At 65.7% G+C, this 20,032-nt stretch carries 21 protein-coding genes, 1 tRNA gene and 1 pseudogene; 13 read left to right on the forward strand and 10 right to left on the reverse strand.

Annotated elements, in window-relative coordinates; all coding sequences use genetic code 11:
• Window positions 1-227: pseudogene (locus BN972_RS30705) on the forward strand (aldo/keto reductase); the annotation flags it as partial.
• Window positions 228-308: 81 nt separating this feature from the next.
• On the opposite strand, the gene BN972_RS27925 reads toward BN972_RS30705, so the two are convergent.
• The 5 genes from BN972_RS27925 to BN972_RS26805 form a co-directional block, all read right to left on the reverse strand.
• Complete coding sequence (locus tag BN972_RS27925; protein ID WP_051545821.1) at window positions 309-1,127, reverse strand: class I SAM-dependent methyltransferase; 819 nt, start codon at window positions 1,125-1,127, stop codon at window positions 309-311.
• 82 nt (window positions 1,128-1,209) lie between these two features.
• Window positions 1,210-1,647, reverse strand: coding sequence for a carboxymuconolactone decarboxylase family protein (locus BN972_RS26790; protein WP_036365526.1), 438 nt, complete (start codon window positions 1,645-1,647; stop codon window positions 1,210-1,212).
• Window positions 1,647-2,495: an NAD(P)-dependent oxidoreductase gene (locus tag BN972_RS26795; RefSeq protein WP_036365528.1), complete on the reverse strand. Its 849-nt coding sequence runs from the start codon at window positions 2,493-2,495 to the stop codon at window positions 1,647-1,649. Before BN972_RS26795 ends, BN972_RS26790 begins: the two co-directional genes overlap by 1 nt.
• Window positions 2,492-3,244: an SDR family oxidoreductase gene (locus BN972_RS26800; protein WP_036365534.1), complete on the reverse strand. Its 753-nt coding sequence runs from the start codon at window positions 3,242-3,244 to the stop codon at window positions 2,492-2,494. Before BN972_RS26800 ends, BN972_RS26795 begins: the two co-directional genes overlap by 4 nt.
• 13 nt (window positions 3,245-3,257) lie before the next feature.
• Window positions 3,258-4,727 (reverse strand): aldehyde dehydrogenase, encoded by a 1,470-nt coding sequence (locus BN972_RS26805; protein ID WP_036366025.1) that lies wholly within the window; start codon window positions 4,725-4,727, stop codon window positions 3,258-3,260.
• A 183-nt stretch (window positions 4,728-4,910) separates the two neighbouring features.
• Between BN972_RS26805 and BN972_RS26810 the strand changes: the two genes are divergently transcribed.
• From BN972_RS26810 to BN972_RS26850, 9 genes are all read left to right on the forward strand, one after another.
• Entirely contained in the window at window positions 4,911-5,543 is a 633-nt protein-coding gene (locus BN972_RS26810) for a TetR/AcrR family transcriptional regulator (protein ID WP_036365537.1), read from the forward strand.
• On the forward strand, window positions 5,540-6,757 hold the full coding sequence (locus BN972_RS26815; RefSeq protein ID WP_036365540.1) for a cytochrome P450: 1,218 nt from the start codon (window positions 5,540-5,542) through the stop codon (window positions 6,755-6,757). Before BN972_RS26810 ends, BN972_RS26815 begins: the two co-directional genes overlap by 4 nt.
• Window positions 6,758-7,585: an SDR family oxidoreductase gene (locus tag BN972_RS26820; protein WP_036365542.1), complete on the forward strand. Its 828-nt coding sequence runs from the start codon at window positions 6,758-6,760 to the stop codon at window positions 7,583-7,585. It abuts the gene before it with no gap.
• The gene (locus BN972_RS26825; RefSeq protein ID WP_036365545.1) at window positions 7,582-8,940 is read left to right on the forward strand and encodes a cytochrome P450; all 1,359 of its coding nucleotides are present in this window, start codon (window positions 7,582-7,584) and stop codon (window positions 8,938-8,940) included. Before BN972_RS26820 ends, BN972_RS26825 begins: the two co-directional genes overlap by 4 nt.
• 5 nt (window positions 8,941-8,945) lie before the next feature.
• Complete coding sequence (locus tag BN972_RS26830; RefSeq protein ID WP_036365548.1) at window positions 8,946-9,155, forward strand: ferredoxin; 210 nt, start codon at window positions 8,946-8,948, stop codon at window positions 9,153-9,155.
• Window positions 9,156-9,160: 5 nt separating this feature from the next.
• Window positions 9,161-9,706, forward strand: a complete 546-nt coding sequence (locus tag BN972_RS26835) for a nuclear transport factor 2-like protein (RefSeq protein ID WP_036365551.1) — start codon at window positions 9,161-9,163, stop codon at window positions 9,704-9,706.
• 157 nt (window positions 9,707-9,863) lie between these two features.
• Complete coding sequence (locus tag BN972_RS26840; protein ID WP_036365554.1) at window positions 9,864-10,991, forward strand: NDMA-dependent alcohol dehydrogenase; 1,128 nt, start codon at window positions 9,864-9,866, stop codon at window positions 10,989-10,991.
• Window positions 10,992-11,017: 26 nt separating this feature from the next.
• Window positions 11,018-13,027: an oxidoreductase gene (locus BN972_RS26845; protein ID WP_036365557.1), complete on the forward strand. Its 2,010-nt coding sequence runs from the start codon at window positions 11,018-11,020 to the stop codon at window positions 13,025-13,027.
• A gap of 16 nt (window positions 13,028-13,043) precedes the next feature.
• The gene (locus BN972_RS26850; RefSeq protein WP_036365562.1) at window positions 13,044-13,460 is read left to right on the forward strand and encodes a ketosteroid isomerase family protein; all 417 of its coding nucleotides are present in this window, start codon (window positions 13,044-13,046) and stop codon (window positions 13,458-13,460) included.
• A gap of 24 nt (window positions 13,461-13,484) precedes the next feature.
• Here the strand turns inward: BN972_RS26850 and BN972_RS26855 are convergent, their stop codons facing one another.
• Window positions 13,485-14,795 (reverse strand): hypothetical protein, encoded by a 1,311-nt coding sequence (locus BN972_RS26855; RefSeq protein WP_235192593.1) that lies wholly within the window; start codon window positions 14,793-14,795, stop codon window positions 13,485-13,487.
• Window positions 14,796-15,018: 223 nt separating this feature from the next.
• The gene (locus BN972_RS26860) at window positions 15,019-15,942 is read right to left on the reverse strand and encodes a C1 family peptidase (RefSeq protein WP_036365567.1); all 924 of its coding nucleotides are present in this window, start codon (window positions 15,940-15,942) and stop codon (window positions 15,019-15,021) included.
• Between the two features lie 50 nt (window positions 15,943-15,992).
• Here BN972_RS26860 and BN972_RS26865 point away from each other — a divergent pair, with 50 nt between their 5' ends.
• Window positions 15,993-16,397 carry an HIT family protein gene (locus tag BN972_RS26865; protein ID WP_036365568.1) on the forward strand — a complete coding sequence of 135 codons (405 nt, stop codon included), beginning with the start codon at window positions 15,993-15,995 and terminating at the stop codon, window positions 16,395-16,397.
• 81 nt (window positions 16,398-16,478) lie between these two features.
• Here the strand turns inward: BN972_RS26865 and BN972_RS26870 are convergent, their stop codons facing one another.
• Both BN972_RS26870 and BN972_RS26875 read right to left on the reverse strand, forming a co-directional pair.
• Window positions 16,479-17,912: a sensor histidine kinase gene (locus BN972_RS26870; protein ID WP_036365571.1), complete on the reverse strand. Its 1,434-nt coding sequence runs from the start codon at window positions 17,910-17,912 to the stop codon at window positions 16,479-16,481.
• A gap of 11 nt (window positions 17,913-17,923) precedes the next feature.
• On the reverse strand, window positions 17,924-18,649 hold the full coding sequence (locus tag BN972_RS26875) for a response regulator transcription factor (RefSeq protein ID WP_036365576.1): 726 nt from the start codon (window positions 18,647-18,649) through the stop codon (window positions 17,924-17,926).
• A 160-nt stretch (window positions 18,650-18,809) separates the two neighbouring features.
• Here BN972_RS26875 and BN972_RS26880 point away from each other — a divergent pair, with 160 nt between their 5' ends.
• The gene (locus BN972_RS26880; RefSeq protein ID WP_036365579.1) at window positions 18,810-19,532 is read left to right on the forward strand and encodes a hypothetical protein; all 723 of its coding nucleotides are present in this window, start codon (window positions 18,810-18,812) and stop codon (window positions 19,530-19,532) included.
• A gap of 27 nt (window positions 19,533-19,559) precedes the next feature.
• A tRNA-Thr gene (locus BN972_RS26885) sits at window positions 19,560-19,634 on the forward strand.
• A 4-nt stretch (window positions 19,635-19,638) separates the two neighbouring features.
• Here BN972_RS26885 and BN972_RS29000 read toward each other — a convergent pair.
• On the reverse strand, window positions 19,639-20,032 hold a 394-nt coding region (locus tag BN972_RS29000), incomplete at its 5' end, for a PE-PGRS family protein (RefSeq protein ID WP_158497704.1).

Genomic DNA, 20,032 nt, shown 5'->3' on the forward strand with positions numbered 1-20,032 from the left:
TCGGGGCTCGCAGGCTCTCCCAGCTCGACGACAACCTACGCGCAGCCGACCTGACCCTGAGCGCCGACGAGTTGGCCCGGCTCGACGAGCTGACCACACCGACGTTCGGGTTTCCCAGCAACATGCTGGACATGGCGCCCGGCATCATCAACGGCGGCACCACGGTCAACGGCGTGTCCGCGCCGGTCTCCGAATACGTGATGCCGACCGGCGTACGCCCCTACTGAGGGCCGGTTTCGGCCGCGAGCAGACGCAGAATCGCACGCCAGCGGCTCAAATAGTGCGATTCTGTGTCTGCTCGGCGGGGGCTACTCCAACGGCTTGCGGCCCCACACCGCGACTATCAAGCCGCCGCGGTACAGAAATGAGGGATCCTGTAAAGCGCTCTGCGCGTCCGACACATCAGGCTGCCCGACCACCCCGTTGGCGACCATCGCCTCATCCATTGGCCCGAAAGACTGGCTCATCAACTGCGACATCGGGCTATCACCGCGACCGACAATCGCCACCCCTTCGTTGCCCACATCGGTCAGCTGCAACATTTCCAGGTGGCTTGGCAAGGTGCGGCCGTAGCGCAGATCCATGACGCCCCCGGCCAACAGGAACTTGATCCGGGCCTGGGCGCACAGGTCAAATCCTGCGGCGCAGGGATGAGTCGGGTCCGTCGCCTCAACTGTGCCGTTGTCGACGTCTTCGACCATCAGCCAGCCTCCGGGGCGTAGCGCGGTCTTCAACCGTTGCAGCACTGCTAGTGGATCGGGCAGATGCGCCAGGACCGATCGAGCGTGGACAAGGTCATACGATGACGGCTCAATCGGATCCTTGGTGATATCACATTGACGTATTTGGACGTTCGCTGCGCTGATGTCGCCGAGAAACCTTACGTCGAGGTCTGCAGCAACGACGTGCCCGGAAGGTCCTACCCGTCGAGAAAGCCACCGGACCACCGAACCGGCGCCGGCGCCCACTTCGAGACATCGCCAACCGTCTTCCACGCCGATCGCGTCGAGCTGACGGAAGGTAGACGGATCGTTGAAGTGCTCGATCAGGCGCAACCGCGTAAGCTCCGCTCCCGCTTCGTGGTCGCTCCAAAAATAGTCACCGGTGCGCGAGTCGTTTTCGGGCACTAACCCTCCCAGTACACCGCCGATGCCTGTCAGGGTCTTTACGTTATCGCGCGGATCCGCCGGTGTCTGCGTCGAATGCGCCCTAAGCGCGCTTGTCTCCCAAATGCATCTTCACCGCGCTGTCGACATTGCGCTTCTTGTCCTCGTCACCGCCGCGAGCCGCAGCCTTCTTCCGCCTTCGCACGACGGTGTCGACCGCGCCGTTGAACGCCGAGCCCAGCGGGAAGCCAAGATAGTGGGTAAGGAACAGGGCCATCTCTTTGAGTTCGGTCTCGGTCAGCTCCTCATTGAGAAGTGCTGCGTTGATTTGGATCTCAGCCAGGTCGCGACTTCCGACTGCAGTGACCGCGGTAAGCGTCATGATGCGCTTGTCGCGCATCGACAGCCCCGGGCGGGTCCAGATATCGCCGAATAGATGGTCGACGGTGAGGTCGAAGTACGGGTCGCCCTCGACGTTGGGCATCTCCCAGCCGTAGACCTCGTTCATCTTCTCGAGACCCTTACGGCGTTGCTCGTCCATCACGATTCCTTCGGTGTGTGCGGCACCCCGAGGCCCGGCGCAAGCCGCTCGAGGGCCAGCCTGGCCAGGGGCAGGTCGACGTGAGTGGACTCGGCCAACTCCAGCGCCAACCGTAGATCCTTCTCGCCCAAGCCACGGGTGTGCATGAATCCGTCATACAGAAAGTGGCCCGGCTCAAGGTCTTTGGTGTCGTCGCGGTACATGATTGACCCGGCGCCGCCGGTCAGCTTGTCGGTGTGGCGCACCACGTTGCCAAGGTCCTGCAGGTTCAGTCCTGCCGCTTCGGCCAGCTTCCACGCCTCGCCGACCGCCGCATATGTCGTGAAGGTGAGCATGTTGCGGGCCACCTTCATCCTGGTTCCCGCGCCGGGGGGCCCGGCGTGCACGACCAATTCCGCCCAATGCGAGAACGGTTCCTTGACTCGGGCGAATACTTCGTCGGTGGCACCCACCATGGTCGCCAGCTGTCCAAAGCGCGCGGCACGCCCACCGCCGCTGATCGGCGCATCGATGACATGGATGTCCCGGTCCTGCATCTCGCGTGCGAGTTCTTCGGCGGTGGTGTCGCTGATCGTCGAGTGAATCGCGATGACGGTCCCGGGCTTGGCGTGCGGAGCCAACTCACCGACGACGCTGCGCACCTGCTCGTCATTGAGCACGGTGATGCTGATGATGTCGGTGGTGGCGATGTCGGCGAGACTGTCGGCCAGAGTGGCGCCCCGGTCGGCGAACGGCGCCATGGCTTCGGCGCGCAGGTCGTAGACCGTCAGGCCGCCGGGCCAGTCCGCCATTTTCTTGGCCATCGGTGTACCGATATTGCCCAGGCCGATGTATCCGAGAGAGATCATGGCCGGAAGATCTGTCCGCCGTCGACATTGAAGATCTGCCCGGTGATCCAGGACGCCTCGTCACTGAGCAGGAACAGGCACATGCCGACCACATCCTGCGGAGTGCCCAAGCGCGACAGGGGAAGTCCCTTGACGATGTCGTCGACGATCTCTTTTGGCGTCGTGGTGCGGTTGGCTTCGGTGTCGATCGGGCCGGGTGCGATGGCGTTGATCCTGATGTTCTGGCCACCCAGCTCTCGCGAAAGTTGTTGGGTCAGACCGTTGATCCCGACCTTGGCCAGACCGTAGTAGTTGGCGTACAGGTAGGCCGCGGTCGAGGACTGATTGACGATCGCGCCACCGCCCCGCTTGGCCATTTTCTTGTAGACCGCACGGGTGCACCACAACGCCCCATCGAGATTGACGCTCATGAACCGCTTGTAGTACTCGGGGTCCACAGTCAGCAGGAAGTCGATCTTCATGCCGCCGAAGATGGCGGCATTGTTGACCAAATAGTCGATGCCCCCGAACTCCGCCAGCGTCCGATCCGCCATGTCCTTGGCCGAGGCGGGGTCCGAAACGTCGACGGGGACACTGATGGCGGTGCCGCCGTCGGCGACGATCTGCTTGGCCACCCCCTCGGCCGCTTCGGCGTTGATGTCGGCGACCACCACCGCCGCACCCTCGCGCGCCAGCGCCTCGACGTACGCCTGGCCGATGCCGCCACCGGACCCGGTGACGATCGCCACCTTGTTTTCGAATCGTGCCACGCTGCGCGCTCCTTCAGTTTGCCGCTGTCGCAATGAGTTTTGTTTCCAGGTACTCCTCAAAACCGGCCAGGCCCATTTCACGGCCGTTGCCGGACTGCTTGTACCCACCGAACGGCGCGTCGGCCGAGTACCAGACACCGCCGTTGACGTTGATGGTGCCAGCCCGGATGCGGGATGCGACCGCCGCGGCCCGGTCCGGGTCGGCCCCGTACACCGTGCCGGACAAACCGTACGGTGAGTCATTGGTGATGCGTACCGCGTCGTCGTCGCCGTCGTGCGCGACGACCGTCAGCACCGGTCCGAAGATCTCTTCGCGGGCCACCTTGGCGTCGTTGCCCAGCCCGGCGATCACCGTCGGCTCGATGAAGAAGCCGATATCCCTGCCCTCCGGCCGGCCACCGCCGCACGCGAAGGTGCCACCCTCGGCGATCGCGGAGTCGAGGTAACCTTGGACGCGGTCGCGCTGCCGGGCCGAAATCAACGGCCCGCAAATGGTTTTGGGGTTGTTGGGGTCGCCCGCCTTGATGCCTGACATCGTGGCTGCCGCGATGGCAACGGCTTCGTCGTAGCGGTCCCGCGGCACCACCAGTCGGGTGGTGATGGCACACCCCTGCCCGGCATGCATGCACACCGAGAACGCTGCCACCCCGACGGCGCCACCCAGCTCGGCGTCGTCGAGCACCACGAACGCGGACTTGCCACCCAATTCCAGGAAGACCTTTTTGATGGTGGCCGCGCCGTCGCTCATGACGCTGCGCCCGGTGGCCGTGGACCCGGTGAACGAAACCATGTCCACCCGTGGGTCTTTGGCCAGCAGGGCACCGACGCCATGGTCGCTGGACGTCACGATGTTGACCACCCCCGGCGGGATGTCGGTGTGCTCGGCGATGAGTTCCCCCAGCACCGCGGCACACCAAGGCGTGTCGGGCGCGGGTTTGAGCACGACGGTGTTGCCAGCCGCCAACGCCGGACCGAGCTTGGCCAGATTGATCTGGTGCGGGAAGTTCCACGGCGTGATGGCGCCGACGACCCCGACGGCCTCGCGCGCGATGGTCCGCTTGGTGGGGATGCCCATCGGTGCCGCCTGACCGAGATCCTGTTTCCACACGTACGACTCGGCCGTGTCTGCGGCGAACGAGAGATCGTTGACCGGACCCTCGAGCTGGGCCATGGCGGTCAGCATCCGCGGCGCGCCGACCTCTGCGATGGTGATTTCGCGCAGCTCTTCGATGTGCTGCTGCATGGCATCGCGCAGCTGACGCACGCAGCGGACCCGCAGTTCGGTGTTGCGCGACCAGTCGGTGTCGTCGAAGGCGCGGCGCGCGGCTTCGATCGCGCGGCTCATGTCCTGCGCGTCGGCGTCGGCGGCAACCCCCAGCACCTCCTCGGTCGCCGGGTTGATCGTCGGGAAGGTGCCCGCACTGCCCTCGGTCAGCTTGCCGTCGATGAACAGCGCGCTAACGCCGTCGGCCAACAACGCCATATTCAGCTCCAATCGGGTGGACAGTTGTCCGATATTGCCCGCTGGAACCATAGCCTTCCGGGCCTGCAGCATGCAAGGGCCAGCAGGTCAACCCACCCGCGGCTCCGCCGTAATACCGCCGATAACGTGCAACTTCAGCAACAGGACTTGCTTCGTGTCGCCGCGATACTCTAGCTTGGACATGTGTCCAGCGATGCACTGGTTACCGCCAATCCCGCACCCCGGTCACCGACCGGGCAACCGCCGCGCAACCGACGCCAGGAAGAGACGTTCCGCAAGGTGCTGGCCGCCGGGATGGAGACATTGCGCGATCACTCGTACAGCGACCTCACCGTGCGCATGGTCGCCGCCCGCGCCAAGGTGGCCCCAGCCACCGCGTACACCTACTTCTCCTCGAAGAATCACCTGATCGCCGAGGTCTACCTCGACCTGGTAAGCCAGGTCCCGTACTTCACCGACGTCAACGAGCCGATGCCGGACCGGGTACACCAGGCGCTGCGTCATCTGGCTCTGGTGGTAGCCGACGAACCCGAAGTCGGCGCGGCCTGCACGGCGGCGCTGCTCGGCGGCGGATCGGATCCCGCGGTCCGCGCGGTACGCGATCGCATCGGTGCCGAAATCCACCGCCGCATCGCCTCGGCCATCGGACCGGGTGCGCAGCCCGGTTGCGCCGCGGCGCTACAGATGGCGTTCTTCGGCGCGCTCGTGCAAGCCGGTAGCGGTGAGTTGACCTATCACGAAATCGCCGACCGGTTGGCCGACGTGGCGGGCCTGATCCTGGCCGGCGCAGAGCAGAAAGCCCAGGGTGAGCAATGACCGTCCACGTCGGAGATTCCGAATTGACCCTGGATCCCTACAGTTACGACTTTCACGAGGATCCGTATCCGTACTATCGGCGGCTGCGTGACGAGGCGCCGCTGTACCGCAATGAGGCGCTGGGATTTTGGGCGGTGTCCCGGCACAGCGATGTGCACCAGGGATTCCGCAACAGCACCACGCTGTCCAACCGCGACGGGGTCTCGTTGGATCCGGTGTCGCGCGGCCCGCACGCCGCGAAGACGATGTCATTCCTGGCGATGGACGACCCAGCGCATCTACGGTTGCGGACGCTGGTGTCAAAAGGGTTCACCCCCCGCCGAATTCGTGAACTCGAACCCCGCGTGACCGAGCTCGCGGTACAGCATCTAGACGTCATGCTGGAGCAGGCCGGCGACGGAACGGTCGACTATGTCGCCGAATTCGCCGGCAAGCTGCCGATGGACGTGATTTCGGAACTGATGGGCGTGCCCGTTGCCGACCGCGACCGGATCCGGGCGATGGCCGACGGCGTCATGCACCGCGAGGACGGGGTCAACGACGTGCCCGCCTCGGCGATCGAAGCGTCGATCAACCTGATCGTCTACTACCAGGCAATGATCGAGGAGCGTCGTAAAAAGCTGACCGATGACCTGACGTCGGCGTTGCTGGAAGCCGAAATCGACGGCGACCGTCTCACCGATGAAGAAGTCCTGGGCTTCATGTTCCTGATGGTCATCGCCGGAAACGAGACGACCACCAAACTGCTTGCCAACGCAGCTTTTTGGGGTCACCGCAATCCCGAGCAACTGGCTCCGTTGTACGACGACCTGTCCCGGATCCCGCTGTGGGTCGAGGAGACCCTGCGCTACGACACCTCCAGCCAGATCCTGGCCCGCACCGTTTCCGGTTCGCTCGAGCTCTACGACACCACCATTCCCGAGGGCGACGTACTGTTGCTGCTGCCTGGATCCGCGCACCGTGACGAGCGGGTGTTCGACAACCCCGACGACTATGTGATCGGCCGTGAGATCGGCTCCAAATTACTCAGTTTCGGCAGTGGCGCACACTTCTGCCTGGGCGCCCACCTGGCCCGGATGGAAGCCCGCGTGGCGCTCACCGAACTGTTCAAGCGAATCCGTGGATACGAAGTGGACGAGGCCAACGCCGTCCGCGTCCACTCGAGCAATGTCCGCGGGTTCGCCCACCTACCGATCCACGTGGAGGCCAGGTAAATGCCCCGGTTTGACCCCCTGCCCGAACGTCGCCCCGCCATCGTGGCCGGCGCATCGTCCGGCATCGGCGAGGCCACCGCGATCAAGCTTGCGGCACACGGCTTTCCGGTCGCTCTCGGCGCCCGCCGGGTGGAAAAGCTCAACGACATCGTCGGCAAGATCAATGCCGACGGCGGCGAAGCGGTCGGCTTCCATCTGGACGTCACCGACCCGAACTCGGTGAAATCTTTTGTCGCACAGTCGGTCGAGGCGCTCGGCGAGATCGAGGTGCTGGTGGCCGGTGCGGGTGACACGTACTTCGGCAAGCTCGCCGAGATCTCCACCGACGAGTTCGAGTCGCAGCTGCAAATCCACCTGGTCGGGGCGAACCGGCTGGCCACCGCCGTGCTCCCCGGCATGCTAGATCGCCGGCGCGGTGACCTGATCTTCGTGGGTTCGGATGTGGCGCTGCGCCAGCGCCCGCATATGGGCGCCTACGGCGCAGCCAAAGCCGCGCTCGTCGCGATGGTCACCAACCTTCAGATGGAACTCGAGGGCACCGGTGTCCGTGCATCGATCGTGCACCCCGGTCCGACGAAGACCTCGATGGGCTGGAGCCTGCCGGCCGAGAAGATCGGTCCCGCGCTTGAGGACTGGGCCAAGTGGGGCCAGGCCCGGCACGACTATTTCCTGCGCGCGGCGGACCTGGCCCGCGCGATCACGTTCGTCGCCGAGACGCCGCGCGGTGGCTTCATCGCGAACATGGAGCTTCAGCCCGAAGCGCCGTTGGCCGACAAGAAAGATCGCCAGAAACTGGCGTTGGGCGAAGAGGGGATGCCGTCAACATGACAAGCACAGCAGTAGTGCCCCGGGTCTCCGGCGGTGAAGAAGAACACGGCCACCTCGAAGAATTCCGCACCGACCCGATCGGGCTGATGCAACGGGTCCGCGACGAGTGCGGTGACGTCGGGTGGTTTCAGCTGGCCGACAAACATGTGATCCTGCTGTCCGGTGCGGGCGCTAACGAGTTCTTTTTCCGTTCCGCCGACGAGGATTTGGACCAGGCAGCAGCCTACCCCTTTATGGCGCCGATCTTCGGCAAGGGCGTGGTGTTCGACGCCAGCCCCGAGCGGCGCAAGGAGATGCTGCACAACTCGGCGTTGCGCGGGGAGCAGATGAAGGGTCACGCGGCGACCATCGAGGGCGAAGTGAAGCGGATGGTCGCCGACTGGGGCGATGCAGGCGAGATCGACCTGCTGGACTTTTTCGCCGAGTTGACCATCTACACCTCGACGGCATGCCTGATCGGGCTGAAGTTCCGCAATCAGCTGGACGCCCGGTTCGCGCACTACTACCACGAGCTGGAGCGCGGCACCGACCCGCTGTGCTACGTCGACCCCTACCTGCCGATCGAAAGCTTCCAGCGGCGCGATCAGGCCCGCAAGGACCTGGTGGCGCTGGTGCAGGAGATCATGCACCAGCGGGTTGCCAACCCGCCCAACGACAAACGCGACCGTGACATGCTCGACGTGCTGGTGTCGATCAAGGACGAGGAAGGCAATCCGCGGTTCTCCGCCGACGAGGTCACCGGCATGTTCATCTCACTGATGTTCGCCGGGCACCACACCAGTTCGGGAACCTCGGCGTGGACGTTGATCGAGCTGATCCGGCACCCCGACGTGTACGCGGAGGTGCTCGCCGAGCTCGAGGAGCTCTACGCCGACGGCCAGGAGGTGAGTTTTCATGCGCTGCGCCAGATTCCGAAGCTGGACAACGTGGTCAAGGAGACGCTGCGCTTGCACCCCCCGCTGATCATCCTGATGCGAGTCGCGCAGGGCGAGTTCGAGGTAGAGGGCTTCCCGATTCACCCCGGCGACTACGTAGCCGCGTCGCCTGCGATCTCCAATCGGATTTCGGAGGATTTTCCGGACCCGGACGCGTTCAAGCCGGACCGGTACAACAAGCCCGAGCAGGCCGACATCGCCAACCGGTGGACCTGGATCCCGTTCGGCGCGGGCCGGCACCGCTGCGTCGGCGCCGCCTTCGCGACCATGCAGATCAAGGCGATCTTCTCGGTGTTGTTGCGCGAGTATGACTTCGAGATGGCCCAGCCGGCCGACAGCTACCGCAACGACCATTCGAAGATGGTGGTCCAGCTGGCGAGGCCGGCCAAGGTGCGCTACCGCAAGCGGGCTCAGGCGTAACTGCCATGGGCTCGTTCAGAATCGGAGTCGATCTGGATCTGTGCCAGGGCCACGCCATGTGCGAACTGGAAGCACCGGACTTCTTCCGAGTGCCAAAACGCGGCAAGGTCGAAATCGTCGATTTCGAACCCCCCGAAGACGCCCGCGACGAAGTTGAGCGCGCGGTCGAAATGTGCCCGACCCAAGCACTATTCATCAAAGAGAAGGAAGACTGAGGACAATGGCGTCTTTCGAACGTGCGGAACTCGACGAGTGGGTGCAGTCCTGGCTGCAGGCCAACAAGGACTGCGAGGAGGCCGGCGACTGGAAGCCGCTGGCCGACTTCTACGCCCCGGACGCCACCTACGGCTGGAACATCGGGCCCAAGGAAGACGTGATGTGCGTGGGTATCGACGAGATCCGCGACATCGCGCTGGGGCTGGAGATGGAGGGGCTGGAGAACTGGCAGTACCCGTACCAGAAAGTCCTCGTCGACGACCGTCAGGGCGAGATCGTCGGCTTCTGGAAGCAGGTCGTTCTCGACGGCGAGGGTGGACAGCAGGAGATCTACGGCATCGGTGGCAGCTGGTTCCGGCTCAACGCCGACAAGCTCATCGAGTGGCAGCGCGACTTCTTCGACTTCGGCCACGTGCAGGCGCTCTACCTCAAACTGATGAAGTCCGGGAAGCTGTCGGCGGGCATGCAGAAGCGGATCGAGCGTAGCCTCGCCGGGGAGAAACTGCCTGGTTACTACCCCTTGGGCCAGGCTCCGGCGCCGATCTGGTGAGCCGGTCCCCAGCCTCTACCCGGTACCCAACCAAGCGTTTGATTCGTTGCACGCGCTATGCTGACGCAACAAGGGTGCCTGTGGCACTCATCACCACCGCTGCCCGGCATTAAGTCAGGCACTTCCAATTCAAAGGCGAAATGGGGTCAGGTCCATCGTGAAGACAAAAGGCGCACTGATCTGGGAATTCAACCAGCCGTGGTCTATCGAAGAGATTGAGATCGGCGACCCCGTCAAGGACGAGGTCAAGATCCAGATGGAAGCGGCCGGGATGTGCCACTCCGACCACCACCTGGTGACCGGCGGCATCCCGATGGCCGGCTTCCCGGTGCTCGGCGGGCACGAAGGTGCCGGCATTGTCACCGAGGTCGGCCCCGGCGTCGACGACATCGCGCCCGGCGACCACGTCGTGCTGTCGTTCATCCCGTCCTGCGGCCAGTGTCCGACCTGTCAGGCGGGCATGCGCAACCTCTGCGACCTGGGCGCCGGACTGCTTGGCGGCGCGGCGGTGAGCGATGGCTCCTTCCGCATCCAGGCCCGCGGCCAGAACGTCTACCCAATGACGCTGCTCGGCACGTTCTCGCCCTACATGGTGGTGCACCGCAGCTCGGTGGTGAAGATCGACCCGTCCGTTCCGTTCGAGGTGGCCGCGCTGGTCGGCTGCGGCGTGACCACGGGCTATGGCTCCGCCGTACGCACCGCCGACATCCGCCCGGGCCAGGACGTGGCCATCGTCGGTGTCGGCGGCGTCGGCATGGCGGCCCTGCAGGGGGCGGTCGCGGCCGGTGCCCGCTACATCTTTGCGATCGACCCCGTGGAATGGAAGCGCGACCAGGCGCTGAAGTTCGGCGCGACCCACGTCTTCCCCGACATCAACGCCGCACTGATGGGCATCGCCGAGGTCACCTACGGCCTGATGGCCCACAAGGTAATCGTGACTGTCGGTGAGCTGCACGGCGCCGACATCGACAACTACCTGAACATCACCGCCAAGGGCGGCACCTGCGTGGCGACGGCAATCGGCAGCCTGCTGGACACCAATGTGACGCTGAACCTGGCGATGCTGACGCTGATGCAGAAGAACCTGCAGGGCACCATCTTCGGTGGCGGCAACCCGCAGTACGACATCCCCCAGCTGCTGGCGATGTACAAGGCCGGCAAGCTGAACCTCGACGACATGGTCACCACCCAGTACCGCCTGGAGCAGATCAACGAGGGCTACCAGGACATGCTGGACGGCAAGAACATTCGCGGCGTCATCCGCTACACGGACGCAGACCGGTAGACCAGCAGGACTGAGCCGGGTCGCGGGTGGCCGGATTTCCGCACCTGTTGGCGCCGGGGCGCATCGGCGCCATGCCGCTGCGCAACCGGGTGGTCATGTCTCCGATGGAGACGATGTACGGCACCGCAGACGGGCTGCCCTCGCCGCGCACCCGTGACTACTTCGCCGCTCGTGCACGAGGCGGCGTCGGCCTGATCACGTTGGGCGCCACCGGGGTTGACCATCGGCACCCCGAGACGCCCGGCGGCCTGCACCTGGCCACGGATGCGGCCGTCGACGCGCACCGCGCGCTGGTGGATGTGGTGCACGAGCACGGGGCCAAGATCCAGCCGCAGATCGTGCATGCCGGACCTGACGGGCTGGGTCCGGAGATGTTCGGCGTCCCCTCGCTTGGCCCATCGGTGATTCCGTCGTATCTCACCGGTCGTCCGTCGGCGGAAATCACCGCGGACCAGGTGGTCGAGGTGCTGGACTTGTTCAAGGCCGCGGCGCGTCGCGCCGTCGAGGCGGGCTACGACGGGCTCGAGCTGCACGCCGCGCACGGCTACATGCTCCTGGGTTCTTTCCTTGCCCCGCAGCGCAACCGGCGCACCGACGAATACAGCGGCCACTCGACGCGCGGCCGGTTGCGCATCGTGCTGGAGGCACTGGCCGCGATCCGGTTCGAGATCGGCGACGCGCTGCCGATCACGCTGCGCATCTCCGGGTACGAACGGGTAGCCGGCGGGCGGCCGATCTACGAAACGGCCAGAGTGGCACCCGAACTCGTGGCCGCCGGGGTGGACGCGTTCCACGTCAGCGGCGGGGTTATCGATCGCCTCGTCACCGGAATGGTCAACGGCGCCGACGACGGGGACGAAGTGAACGTCGGTGCCGCGGCGGCGCTCAAGCAGGTGGTCGACGTGCCGGTGATCGCCGTCGGGCGTATTCACGATCCCGTCCGTGCCGAGCAAATCCTGGCCCACGGCCGCGCCGACTTCATCGCGATGGGCCGTCCGCTGCTCGCCGACCCCGAGTTGCCGCGAAAGCTCCGAACCGGACAGGCGCATCGGGTGCGCATGTGCATCTCTTGCGAAAACTGCATCGACGCAATGGAACAACGGCTTTCGGTCGACTGTGCCGTCAATCCGCGCACCGGCAAGGAGCGCGAACTTGCGGCCCCGCGGGCAGTGCGTGCCAAGCGGGTGGTGGTGGTCGGCGGCGGACCGGCCGGGTTGGAGGCCGCCCGGGTGGCCGCGGAACGTGGGCACCGGGTGACCCTGTTCGAGGGTGCCGGCCAGCTGGGCGGCGCATTGCGCTGGGCCAGCGTTCTGCACCCGGAGAACCAGTCGTTTCTGCGATATCTGTGCGACGAGATCAAGCTCAGCTCGGTGGAAGTACAGCTGGGACAAACTGTCTTAGCGCACGACGTCGTTGCTGCGGCTCCCGACGCGGTGGTGGTGGCCACCGGTGGTCGCGTCGCGGTGCCGACCGTCCCCGGGGCTGACCTGCCGCACGTGCTCACCGGGCCGGGTTTGCGGGAGTTGGGCGGCCGGTTGGTGGGCGGTTGGCGTCAGCGGTTGATGCGTCCGGCCGCGGTGCGGGCGGCGTCGCGGGTGTGGTTGCCCGTCGGTCGCCGGGTCGCGATCATTGGTGGCGACCTGGTGGCGGTCGAACTCGCCGAGTTTCTGGCCCAGCGCGGCCGGTTGGTGACGATTCTCGAGACCGGCAAGGACATCGCACCCGAGATCGGCAACAAGCGAAAGACCGAGCACATGCACCGACTGGACCGCTTAGGTGTGACGGTGCACGTCCGCGCCGCCGTCGAGCGGATCACCCGAAGCGGCGTGGTGTTCACTCCCGCCGGCGGGACGGTCCGCCAACTGGCCCAGGACAGCGTCGTGCTGGCCGGCACCGTCGAGCCCGACACTGCATTGTTCGACGATCTAGTTGCGGCCATGCCCGGCGTCGAGGTACATGCCGCCGGCGACTGCACTGGTTTGGGCCTGATTCGCAAAGCAACCGAAGAGGGCGCCCGCGCCGCGTGTGCCATTTAGAGAAGGAGAGAACGCAATGACACAAACGGTCGAGTCCCCGGCGTTGACCGCCTCGCGGTCGTCGTGGCGGTGCGTGCAGGCGCACGATCGCGAGGGCTGGCTGGCATTGATGGCCGACGACGTCGTGGTCGAGGACCCGATCGGAAAGTCGATCACCAACCCTGAGGGCACGGGGGTGAAGGGCAAGCAGGGTGTCGCCACCTTCTACGACACCAACATTGCGGCCAACAACCTGACCATCACCTGCGAGGAGACCTTCCCGTCCAGTTCGCCGAACGAGATTGCGCATATCCTGGTGCTGGACAGCAAATTTGAGGGCGGCTTCACCAGCAGCGTCCGCGGGGTGTTCACCTACCGGGTCAACGACGAGGGGCTGATCACCAACATGCGCGGGTACTGGAATATGGAGATGATGAAGTTCGGCCAAGAGTAGCCCTCCGCGCGCGAGCCGGAGAAATTAGCCGATGCGGCCGATGCCGGTGATGTTGCCCTGCATGATCTTGCTGCCCATCAGCACCATCGACGACGTCTGAATCGGGTCGCTGAGGAGGGTCGCCGATTTGGGCTGTTGATGCAGCAGTTGCCCGCTGTTGGGGTCGATGACGCTGTAGGCGAACAAGTCCGCCGGCGTCGTCTGGTCGAATCCGATCCGGGTGATGGTGTAGATCAGGCCGTCCCCGGTGGATAGATGCGGCAGGGCCGCGCTGCGAACCTTGTTCTCCCACACCGTATGACAGCCTGGGCCGGGGTTGTTCATGTCCACCCGGGTCATGCCGCCGACAAAGGGCGCCGTCGGAGGCACCGCCGGGCCGGCACCGGGCGGCACGGCCGGATAGGGATAGCCGTAGGTGCTGGCGATGAACATCGAGTTGCCCACGCCGATCGGCGAGTTCTCACTGCCGGGGCCGCCGAGCGTCAGCACCGTCTGCTGACAAAGCAAAGCGCCCGTTCCGGATTGGTAGACCAGCGCGTGCACCTGCGGTTCGGCGTTGTCCACGATGGTCAGATATTCGGCACCGGTCGGGCCGAAATACGTTGGCGTGGACCCGGTTCCCCAGCTGAGCTGACCGGGCTTGCGAGCCGGCCCGCGGTCGTAGTTCTGACTCCACAGGATCTGCGGATTGCCCATGCCGTTGAGGTTGATCTCGTAGATCGCGAACGTGGTTGCCACCGCTACGCGGTTTTGTGGTGATGCCGAAATGCTGTTCGCCACTTGCTGTCCGGCGGGCAATTGCAGGCTGGCAACGCCGCCGCCGGCTTTGGCCACGCCCACCACTCCGTTTCCGGTGGCGAACCAGACGTTGCCCAGGTAGTCCGGGACGACGCCAACCGAGCTGTCGCCCGGCGGTATCACGCCCGACAGGTCGGTGGACTCGGTGATGACGAGGTGCCAGCGACCCCGCTCGTCGCGGGCGTGAGCGATGCGCAACAGATGGTTGGTGCCGTCGATCAACACCATCTGGTTGTTGTTGTCCAGGTAGGCATAGACACCGCCAAGCAGGCCGCCCTTGGCGATGTCCATGCTGGCCAGCGGAATCACCTGCGGGACAATGCCACCGGGATCGATCAGGTGCAGCACCGGGGCTTGCGCGGCGATCGTGGTGCACAACGCCAGCACCAGGCCGTCGGTGCCTTGGGTGATCGTGGGGCACGCGGCCAGCAACGGGAATGCCAGGACGGGGACCAGACGGGCGCCCGGACCGGGCAGCGGTCCGGCATCGGCCGATCCCGCGTCATTGTGCATCGACGCGAGGCCGTTGGGGGCCATGAACGGATTGGGCGGCCCTAGCGGCCCAAAGGCATCGGCGGCGCGCGCGGGTGTGATGGCAGGCAGGAACGATACAGCGCACGCGGTCAGCACTGCCAACGGAATCGCCAGCAGTGCCTTCGGACATCGCGCCAAGTTGCCCTCCAGTGAATTGGGTCACATCGGAGTGTGGCGGCCATGGAGAACGACATGGCAACGGTCCGTTAACGATTCGGCGTCGCCGTCATACGGTATCCGGGACGTATACGCCACTCCCCTGCGCCATGGCCGCTAAGGTCTCGTAGGCGATCCAGACGAATCCATCCCTGCCCCAACGCTTACCGAAACTGTTCTGCACCCGCACGGCACCGGTGTGCGGGGCGTAGGCGTCGTCGTAGGCGGTGATGAGCATGACGTGACCCGCCTTCTTCCCCTCCTTGTTGCGCATCCAGTTGCCGTTGCCAACGTAGACCGACGGCACGCCCCGGTAGTGCGGGAAGTCGGTATACAGATAAGTGCCGAACGCGATGGGCATGCCGTGTGCGATGACGGTTCGCAAGTGGGCCAAGCCGTTTGGGCCGGTGATCTTCGTCAGCTTCCATTCCGGGATGCGGAAAGCCGGGTCGGGGTCGATCATCCGGGCACCGTAATCCGACCAGTTGACCTCGCATGAACTCTTACCCCGCTGGCGTCCGCGGTTCGGGGCCGTGGCCAGCGACGGAGTTCCCCCGTTGTCACGAAGCCAGTTGAGACACTTGACCATTTGGCCACCACGGCAGGTGGGCTCGCTGAGTTGAACCGATTCCTGATACCTGATGTAGGCGTAGTCGGGAGCAGCCTGCCGGTCTGCGGTGCTCGGCGGAATTTTGCTGTGCCGCGCGGCGTAGAACGAGGCCAGACCATAAACGGTGGCCCACACGAAGCAATTCGGCATGGTCTGCCGGCCCACCGGGGGCAACCACTCTGTTTTGACCGAGGCGGCGGCCGGCACCTCGCCCAGGGGCTGGGGTGGTTCGGGGACACCTGGCTCGGGAACCTCCGGATCGTAACCGTAGGAGGTGAGCTGATACGGCTCCTCGTCGGCGGTGTCACAGGCGGGCAGCGTCGCGGTGAATGCGCCGGCGGCGGCGAGCGCCAGGATCGATCGCCTGCCGATCCGCGCATTCATGCCGAAGACCTTATTCGCTGGTGTGCTCCGGGCGAACCTATGCTTGAGCCATGGCGTCGATCTTCACCAAGATCATCAACCGCGAGCTCCCGGGCCGATTCGTCTACGAGGACGACGACGTCGTCGCTTTCCTGACCATCGAACCCATGACGCAGGGCCACACCTTGGTGGTGCCCCGCGAGGAGATCGATCAGTGGCAGGGCGTGGAGCCCGAGGCGTTCAATCGGGTGATGGCGGTGAGCCAGCTGATCGGCAAGGCGGTCTGCAAGGCATTCCAGGCCGAGCGGGCCGGGCTGATCATCGCCGGGCTGGAGGTGCCGCACCTGCACGTCCACGTCTTCCCCACCCGCAGTCTCGCCGACTTCGGCTTCGCCAACGTGGACCGCAACCCGTCGGCGGAGTCGCTGGACGACGCTCAAGCCAGGATCAAGGCGGCGCTGGAACAGTTGCGCTGACTTCTTGGCGGTGAAGGTGCGCAGATGTCCGGCGACACGCCGGTGTGGCCGGCATTGTGCGCACGCTCACGCGGGACGGCGCTAGCCCACCTGCGCGGGCACATCGCTGACGCGCGGCAACGTCACCCGGAAGCGGCACCCCTCACCGGGAGCGGTAGTCACGGTGACCCGGCCACCGTGCGCTTTCACCAGCGAGTCGACGATCGACAGCCCCAGTCCGGTACCGCCGCTGGCCCGCGCCCGGGACGCGTCGGTGCGGTAGAAGCGCTCGAAGATGCGCTCGGCATCCTCCTGAGTCATGCCGGGGCCCTCGTCGGCAACCTCGAGGATCGCGTCCTCGCCGACGGTGCCCACCCGCACGGTGATGTCGGCGCTCGTCGGGGTGTGCTGAACGGCATTGGCGATCAGGTTGCCCAAGACCTGGCGTAAGCGCGCCTCGTCACCGAACACCTCCGGGGTGCCGGGCCCGTCGAAAACTTCCATGCTGATGGTGCGGTCGGGATCGATCGCCCGGCCGTCGTGCACGGCGTCGCTGGCCAGCGCCAGCAGATCCACTTGATGGTGTTCCAGCGGCCGTTGCACGTCCAGGCGGGCCAACAGCAGCAGGTCGTCGACCAGCAGACCCATCCGGCTGGCCTCCCCCTCGATTCGGGAAAGCAGCATGGAAACGTCCCGCGCGGCGCCCTGCCGGTACAACTCGGCAAAACCGCGGATGGTGGTCAGCGGGGTGCGTAGCTCGTGGCTGGCGTCGGTGATGAATCGCCGCATCCGCTCCTCCGAACTGCGCGCCGTCGCCGCCGACGATTCGGAGGCAGCCAGCGCCTCCTGGATCTGGGCAAGCATTCCGTTGAGCGCCAGCGAAAGTCGGCCAACCTCGGTGCGGGGGTCGCGCTCGGTGACACGTCGATCCAGCTGTCCAGCTGCGATTGCGGCGGCCGTCTGTTCGACCTCTGACAACGGTTGCAGACTGCGCTGCACTACGACGAAGCCGGCGATCCCGACCACCACCAGCACCCCGGCCCCGATGCCCGCCTGCAGCAGCATCAACGATCGCACGGTGTGGTCGACATCGGACAGGTCGATCGCCACCGTGGTCAGCCCGCCCTGCGGCCCGCGCACGGTGACCGCGCGCCACTCGATCGACGAGCCGCTCACCGAGGGCAGCGTCGTCGGGTCGGGCCCGACGTCGTTGTCGGGCGGGAGGGCCGGTTCGGCATTGCGGTCGTTAATGGCCGTCATGGTGTGGCCGTCGGGGTCGACCGCCCGCACATAGAACTTCGAGGGCGGCCGGGCCGGCCCGGGCCCTTCCCCATTGGACACCGTGTGCCGCCACGGAGCCTGCGCCCAGGTGCGGGTGGCGTCAAGCAAGGTCGAATCAATCCGGCTGACCAGGCTGTGCCGCAGAATCGAGGTGACCGCCACACCGGAGGCCAGCAGCCCGCACAGCACCAGCGCCAGGGTGGCCGCCACCAGTCCTACCCGCAGCGGCACACCCCGTCGATACCGGTTGGCCATCTCGCGCCGGCTCAGCGCGGTTCGCGCAACACGTAGCCCACGCCACGCAGGGTGTGCAGCAACCGCTTTTCTCCGGTGTCGATCTTGCGGCGCAGATACGACACGTAGGACTCGACGACGTTGACGTCACCACCGAAGTCGTACCGCCATACGTGGTCGAGGATCTTCGGCTTGCTCAGGACGGTGCCTGCGTTGATCACGAAATAACGCAGCAGCGTGAATTCGGTGGGCGACAACGAAACCGGTTGGCCGGCCTTCCACACCTCGTGGGTTTCCTCGTCGAGTTCGATGTCCGCGAAGGACAACCGCGAGTTGCGCGGTTCGTTGCTGCTGCCCTTGCCGGCCCGCCGCAGGATCACCCGCAAACGCGCGACGACCTCTTCCAGGCTGAACGGCTTGGTGACGTAGTCATCGCCGCCCAGGGTGAGCCCAGCAATCTTGTCCTGCAATGAATCTCGGGCCGTCAGGAACAGGGCGGGGGCGTCGATGCCGTCGGCCCGCATGCGCCGCAGTACCCCGAAACCGTCCATTCCGGGCATCATCACATCGAGGATCACCGCGTCGGGCCGGGATTCCCGGGCACGGTCCAAGGCCTGGGCACCGTTGGCCGCGGTCAAAACCTCGAATCCCTGGAATTTCAGGCTCACTGAGAGCAGTTCGACGATGTTGGCTTCGTCGTCGACGACGAGGACGCGAGCCTCGGGTTTGGTCGTGTCGGCCGTATTGCTCAGTGTCATGAGGCCTTTACCTCCACCCGAACTTGTGTGTTAGCTCCGCAATCATTGAAAACTTCCTGAGAGGTCGTTGCAAGTCAACTGCTAGCAGTCTGCCAGGAGTCGACGAATTCGCTTGGACCCGCACGCGGTTTTCCTGGCCAGACGTGAATAGACTCACAGAATGAACCTCGGCAAAGCCATTGTGGAGCTTGCGACCGCGCCCGCGCGCACCGGCCTTGCCGCCGCGGAGGCAAGCCTGAATCTCGCCGGTGCCGCAGTGGGTCTGGCCAAGCAGGCGCTCGGTGACACCAGCGGGCCGCGTGGATCCAACGCCATGGCGAACATGCTGGGCATCGACGACGCCCTCGCCCGGGCCAACCGGTTGGCCAGGCTGCTTGACGACGACATGCCGCTGGGACGCGCGGTCGCGCCCAACGGTCCGATGGACCGGATGCTGCGCCCCGGCGGAGTGGTGGACCTGTTGACCTCCGAGGGCGGGTTGATCGACCGCCTGACCGCCGAGGGCGGCGGACTCCAGCGGGCCCTGCAGCCCGGCGGGCTGGCCGACCAGTTATTGGCTAACGACGGTCTGATCGAGCGGGTGCTGGCCGAGGACGGCCTGGCCGACAAGTTGCTTTCCGAGGGCGGTCTGGTTGACAAGCTGACCGCCAAGAACGGTCCGCTCGAGCAGCTGGCCGATGTGGCCGACACGCTGGCGCGCCTGGCGCCCGGCATGGAGGCGCTGGAGCCGGCCATCGCGACACTGCAAGAGGCGGTGATCTCGCTGACCATGGTGGTCAACCCGCTGAGCAATATCGCCGATCGCATCCCGCTGCCCGGGCGGCGGCCACGCTCGGCGTCACGGTCGGTCCGGTCGCAGCGCATCGTCGACAGCGACCAGTGACCCGATAGGCTTGCACCGGTTTTGCCGGCCTCCTTAGCTCAGTGGTAGAGCACTCGCCTTGTAAGCGAGCGGTCGTCAGTTCAATCCTGACAGGGGGCTCCACCCACTAAGTCAACCCGTCCAAACCGAACAGCAGCCCCCCGGCGCCGGCCTTGCCACCGGCTCCCGGCGTGGCGCCCGTCCCGCCCTTACCCCCATTGCCACCGTCGCCGATCAGCACGGCGTCCGCGCCGGCCCCGCCCTTGCCGCCGGTGCCGAAGCTCTCCCCGCCGGCGCCGCCGCTACCACCGTCGCCGATCAGTCCGGCCTTGCCGCCGTCGCCGCCCGCCCCGCTGGCGGCGACGCCGAACCCGCCGGTGCCGCCAGCCCCCCCATCGCCAGAGAGCATGCCGGCATTGCCACCCACACCGCCAACCCCCCCAACGGCCCCGATGCCGGTGCCAGATCCGCCACCCCCGCCGAAGCCGCCGGAACCGAACAGGCTGCCGGCGTTGCCGCCG

The organism is Mycobacterium asiaticum DSM 44297, from assembly GCF_000613245.1.
Taxonomy (GTDB): Bacteria; Actinomycetota; Actinomycetes; order Mycobacteriales; family Mycobacteriaceae; genus Mycobacterium; species Mycobacterium asiaticum.